Below are 5,646 nucleotides of genomic sequence, written 5' to 3' on the forward strand. Positions count from 1 at the left end.
TAATAAATTCACTTAACAGATTGAAAGAACGAAAAGGCAGAAAACAGAAAAGGGGTGAACTTATGCTGAAAGAATGGATACCGGCAGAGATTCCGGAAAAAGAAGAAATGGAAATACAGCTTGACCGGGACAGGGATAAGCTTTATGAACTTCAGATGAAGATCAAGGAATATAAGGTTCCGGTTCTTGTACTGTTTGAGGGGTGGGCAGCCGCCGGAAAAGGCAGCACCATCGGAAAGGTGATCAAAAATATCGATCCCCGGTTTTTTAAGGTGGCAGCCATGTCTGCACCGTCGGAAGAGGAACTGAGAAAGCCGTTTCTTTACCGTTATATGAAACAGATTCCCGAAGAGGGGAAATTTACCTTTTTGGATTCCGGATGGATGGAACAGATCACAGGAGAAGTACTGAAAAAAGAGCTTTCAGGTCCGGAGTATGAGAAACGGATCGAAAGTATCCGCCGATTTGAGCGGCAGCTGACAGACAATGGATATCTGGTTCTGAAATTTTTTATGCATATTGAAAAAGAAGAGCAGGATTCCCGTTTGAAAAAACTGATGGAGGAGGAAGACACCAGCTGGAGAGTGACGAAATTTGACCGGTGGCAGAATGAACATTACGGCAAATGCAAAAAAGTATTTGACAGGTATATGAAGGATACCAATCTTCCTTCAGCACCATGGTATATCATAGATGCTGAAAACCGGAAATGGGCGGAACTTCAGGTAATGGATATCCTGATCAGCAGCATTGAGGTTGCCATGCAGAATCGGAATCATTCTTCGCCTATTCTTCAGAACGTATTTCCTCTGGTAAAAATGCCTAAACTGGCGGAAATCGAGCTTCAGAATAAAGAAATCAGCGAAGAGGAATACAGAAGCGAACTGAAAAGCCTTCAGAAACGTCTGGGAGAACTGCATAACCGTCTTTATCGGAAAAGAGTTCCGGTGATCATTACCTATGAAGGCTGGGATGCGGCAGGGAAGGGCGGAAATATAAAACGGATCACAGGCGCACTGGATCCAAGAGGCTATGAGGTTCATCCCATCGCCAGTCCGGAGCCTCACGAAAAGTCCCGCCATTACCTATGGAGATTCTGGACAAGGCTTCCAAAAGACGGCCATATCGCCATTTTTGACCGTACCTGGTATGGGCGTGTCATGGTGGAGCGTCTGGAAGGCTTCTGCACAGAAAATGACTGGAAGCGCGCCTATAACGAGATCAATGAGTTTGAAAAGGAACTTTCAGACTGGGGTGCCGTGATCATTAAGTTCTGGGTACAGATCGATAAGGATACTCAGCTTGCCAGATTTACAGACAGGCAGAATAATCCGGAGAAACAGTGGAAGATCACCGATGAGGACTGGCGTAACCGGGAAAAATGGGATCTTTATGAAGATGCTGTAGATGAAATGCTTAAAAAGACAAATACTGCTTTTGCTCCCTGGCATATTCTGGAATCTGTAGATAAAAAATATGCCCGGATCAAGGCTCTGAAGATTGTAATTAAAGAACTGGAAAAGGCCCTGGATTAAGGGCCTTTTTCCATGTGAAAAATAAGTTCAGTGATTTTTTCTCAGTTCGGTAGGTGTAGCGTGAAAACGCTCCTGAAACATTCTGCGGAACAGTTTATAATTTGTGAAGCCGTGTTGTTCCAGAATGTCAGAGATTTTGTTATTGGTAGAAATAATGTCTTTATATATTTTTGACAGTCTTAATTCATTCTGATATTCCAGAAAAGTAACTCCCATACATTTTTTAAAAAAACGGCAGAAATACTTAGGCTGCAAAATAGCAATTTCCGAGATTTCATCCAGGGAGATAGGACGATTATAATTTTCTGCAATATAGTCCAGAACAGGTTTCAGCCTTTCCAGATTGCGGCTGTGACGGGCTGTTGTTTCCGGAATGGACTTGACAGAAAAATTATGATAAAGCTGAAAAAGGATTTCAAAAAGGAGACTGTTAAACCGGAGTACGGCTCCATCCGGTTGAAGATCTACCAGAAGCTGCATTTTCAGAAGAGTTTCTTTAAATATTTCAACTTTACTCTGAAGAACAGAATTTTCTGTCGGATCTGTAAGGCTGAACTGAAGATTTCGGGAATCCGGGATGAACTTTTCCATAAAATTTTCCGGAATTTGAAATACAATGGCGCGGTTAGGTTTTGCACAGAGAGTGGAATGGATCAGGCTGGAGGATACCATGATGCACTGACCGGCATTTAATTCACGGGAAACGCCGGAAATCGTAATCTTCAGACTGCCTTCCAAAATGTAGATGATTTCCAGGGCATCATGCCAGTGAGGTGCGATATAGCTTCCCTGATCTACAGAAGTAAAAAAGCGTACATTTGTTTTGTCATTTAGTGGAATCAATTCATAATTTGTTGGAGTCAGACGTCTTTCCATGATAAAATCTCCTTTTTTAAAAAATAAAAAGATACTATCAACCTACTGATTAGATACTAACATATCTGGCAGATAAAAGGCAAATGCTTTATGATATAGGCATAGATCAGTTATGGCGCCTGAATAAAGATCAAAATACAAGGAAAAAGAGATTTTAGTATCTTAAAAGGGAGGATACCAATGAATGAAAAGAGAAAACTGACTCCTGCACTGCTTTTTGAAAGATTCTGTTACGGGTGCGGAGATTTTGGGTGCAATATTATTTATACGGCAATGTCTGCCTTTCTGCTTTTTTATTATACGGATTATGCCGGAGTAAATGCAGCAGCAGTGGGAACAATCATGCTAATCTCCAGAGTTTTTGACGGAGTCAGCGATATCATCATGGGAATGATTGTGGATCGCACCCGGTCAAAATATGGAAAAGCCAGGGTCTGGATACTGAGAATGTGTATTCCTTTTGCATTATCAGGAATCCTGCTGTTTTCTGTACCGGCATCTCTCGGAACGACTGCAAAACTGGTATATGTATTTATTACATATAACCTGGTCTCCACAGTTGTTTATACAGCGATAAATGTTCCTTATTCATCTTTGAATGCCTTAATGACTCAGAACCCATATGAAAGATCTGTACTTAGTATTTTTCGTAACCTTCTTGCAACAGCAGGAACGCTCACTATTAATATGGTGACACTTCCTCTTGTGGAGTTTTTTGGGGATAATACAGCAGCTTGGACGAAAACTTTTGCTGTACTGGGAATTCTGGCAGTGATTGCGTTTATTCTGACTTTTGCAGGAACAAAGGAGCGTGTACACTCTATAGCAGAAATAAATGGAGAGACTGAAAAAATATCTTTTTTAGAAGGATTGAAATCTTTGTTTGCCAATAAATACTGGATCATGATGATCTGTGTTCTGGCTCTTTTCTTCCTATATTATGCCATTAATGGAGGAACTACAGTATATTATGCAAAGGATATTCTCGGAAACAGGGATTTGGTGGGAACGATCAATGGAATCTTTAATGTAATTCAGATTGCAGCGATGTTCTTTATTGCAGGCCTGGTAAAAAAATATGGAAAAAGAAATATTTTTTCTCTGGGTCTAGTTTTGTCCACTGTGGGTATGCTGATTCTTGAATTTGGCGGCGGAAATATGTCTGCGATTGTTGTTTCCAGCCTGGTCAGAGGAGTTGGGAATGCCTGCGGCGGAGCAACGATGTGGGCAATGGTTTCAGACACCATAGATTATGGTGAGTGGAAAACAGGTCATCGTACTGAAGGTCTGGTAAACAGTGCCTGCAGCTTTGGTTATAAGATTGGAAACGGCGTGGGTTCTGCGCTTTTGGGAATCATTCTGGAAATTGGAGGTTATGTAGGAGAGGCTGCCGTACAGTCTGCATCTGCATTATTTTCTATCCGTCTGTGCTTTGTATGGATCCCGATTGCAGTATTTGCAGCCTGCTTTGTGATTTTGAGATTTTATCATCTGGATAAAGAATTTGACGGAATTATCCGGGATCTTCATAAAAGAGCAGAAAAAGCAGCAAAATAAAAACAAATCAGGAGGGTGTAACAATGATTCAAAATCCAATACTTCCGGGGTTTCATGCGGATCCCTGTATATGCAGAAAAGGTAATGATTTTTATATCGCAGTGTCTTCTTTTGAGTGGTTTCCGGGAATTCCCATTTATCATTCCAGAGATATGAAAAACTGGGAACTTTATTCCCATGCGCTTCAGAATGCAGAGAATCCGGATCTGAAAAAGCTGCCCAGTGCCAAGGGAATCTGGGCACCCTGTCTGACTTATTGTGAGGAAGACGACCTTTTTTATGTGGTTTATGGTGTGATGAATTCCATGAATGCCAGATACTTTGACGTAGATAATTATCTGATTACTGCAAAAGACCCAAAAGGTCCATGGAGTGAACCGGTTTATCTTCATTCTACGGGATTTGATGCTTCCATGTTCCACGACGATGACGGTAAAAAATATATTGTTGCTCTGGACTGGGAAACAAGAACCGCGTACGAAAAACCAGGTTCGATCAATATTGTAGAGTATGATCCGGTACAAAAGAAGATCAAGGGCATGCCAAAGGCTTTCTGGAGAGGCGGCACAGACCGGGGATGTATAGAAGCACCGCATCTGACAAAAAGAGGCGGGTATTATTATATTATGTGTGCGGAAGGCGGAACAGGATATTACCACAGTGTGACGATGGGACGGTCCAGAAATGTATGGGGACCTTACGAGGCGGATCCCTGCAATCCAATTGTGACTTCCTGTCCCGGAGATGTAAATGAACGTTCTGACTGGGATCATTTAAAGCCAAGATATTATAATCCGGACAGTGTGCTTCAAAAATCCGGACATGCAAGCTATGTAGATCTTCCAAATGGAGAAACCTGGCTGGTACATCTGACTGCAAGACCTTTTGTTCCTGAACTTCGCTGCACACTGGGAAGGGAGACAGCAATCCAGCGTATGAAATGGACAGAAGACGGATGGCTTCGTATGGAAAAAGAAGGAAATCTGGCTCAGGAATTTGTACAGGAGAGTATGCTTCCGGAATTTAAGGCGCAAAAAATTCCGGCACATGATGATTTTGATTCAGAAAATCTGGGAATTGGATATTATTCGCCAAGGATCGATGCAAGAACCTTTGTAGATCTGAAATCCCGTCCGGGCTGGGCAAGACTTCGGGGGCAGGAATCAGGATGCTCTCTGAATAGAGTAAGTATTCTTGCGAGAAAGCTCACCAGTGTGTCTGCACAGATAACTACCAGGCTTGATTTTACGCCTCTGAGTTACCAGCATACAGCAGGACTGATCCTTTATTATGACAATATGAATTTTATCTATCTTTACAAGTATTACAGCGATACCTTAGAACACAGTGCAATATCAGTGCTCCAGGTAGAAAATGGAGAAAAAAGGGAGTTCAGCCAGGACAGAACCTTTGTGGAAGACGGGCAGGATATCTATATGCGGCTTAAGATACAGGGAAGAGATTCTCAATTCCAGTGGTGCCTAGATGGAGAGACTTATCAGAATATCGGGCCACGCTTTGACACAAGCAAGTTTTCTGATGAGTATTCACAGTTTGGTGAGTTTACAGGAGCATTTGTGGGAATCACCTGCGGGGATCGCATGATGCATGAGCATACAGCTGATTTTGATTTTTTTGATTATCAGGCAGACGAAACAGCAGCAGTAAAATAGAGAAA

Annotated in this window: 4 protein-coding genes; 3 read left to right on the top strand and 1 reads right to left on the bottom strand. The window is 42.0% G+C overall.

Going from position 1 to position 5,646, the window contains the following annotated elements; translation table 11 throughout:
- Window positions 1-62: 62 nt before the first annotated feature.
- A complete protein-coding gene (pap, locus tag RDS42_RS11735; protein ID WP_308783827.1) occupies window positions 63-1,535 on the top strand; it encodes a polyphosphate:AMP phosphotransferase in 1,473 nt (490 codons plus the stop codon).
- A 27-nt stretch (window positions 1,536-1,562) separates the two neighbouring features.
- Here the strand turns inward: pap and RDS42_RS11740 are convergent, their stop codons facing one another.
- Window positions 1,563-2,411, bottom strand: coding sequence for an AraC family transcriptional regulator (locus RDS42_RS11740; protein ID WP_308783824.1), 849 nt, complete (start codon window positions 2,409-2,411; stop codon window positions 1,563-1,565).
- Window positions 2,412-2,591: 180 nt separating this feature from the next.
- Here RDS42_RS11740 and RDS42_RS11745 point away from each other — a divergent pair, with 180 nt between their 5' ends.
- Window positions 2,592-3,968, top strand: a complete 1,377-nt coding sequence (locus tag RDS42_RS11745) for an MFS transporter (RefSeq protein ID WP_308783825.1) — start codon at window positions 2,592-2,594, stop codon at window positions 3,966-3,968.
- A gap of 23 nt (window positions 3,969-3,991) precedes the next feature.
- On the top strand, window positions 3,992-5,641 hold the full coding sequence (locus tag RDS42_RS11750; RefSeq protein WP_308783826.1) for a glycoside hydrolase family 43 protein: 1,650 nt from the start codon (window positions 3,992-3,994) through the stop codon (window positions 5,639-5,641).
- Window positions 5,642-5,646: the final 5 nt, after the last annotated feature.

The sequence above is a fragment of the uncultured Blautia sp. genome (assembly GCF_902497045.1).
Taxonomy (GTDB): Bacteria; Bacillota; Clostridia; order Lachnospirales; family Lachnospiraceae; genus Blautia_A.

What these genes read in the sequence shown, in the direction of transcription:
- RDS42_RS11750 (WP_308783826.1), top strand. Translation starts at nt 3,992, where the DNA reads ATGATTCAAAATCCAATACTTCCGGGGTTTCATGCGGATCCCTGTATA.
- RDS42_RS11745 (WP_308783825.1), top strand. Translation starts at nt 2,592, where the DNA reads ATGAATGAAAAGAGAAAACTGACTCCTGCACTGCTTTTTGAAAGATTC.
- pap (WP_308783827.1), top strand. Translation starts at nt 63, where the DNA reads ATGCTGAAAGAATGGATACCGGCAGAGATTCCGGAAAAAGAAGAAATG.
- RDS42_RS11740 (WP_308783824.1), bottom strand. Translation starts at nt 2,411, where the DNA reads ATGGAAAGACGTCTGACTCCAACAAATTATGAATTGATTCCACTAAAT.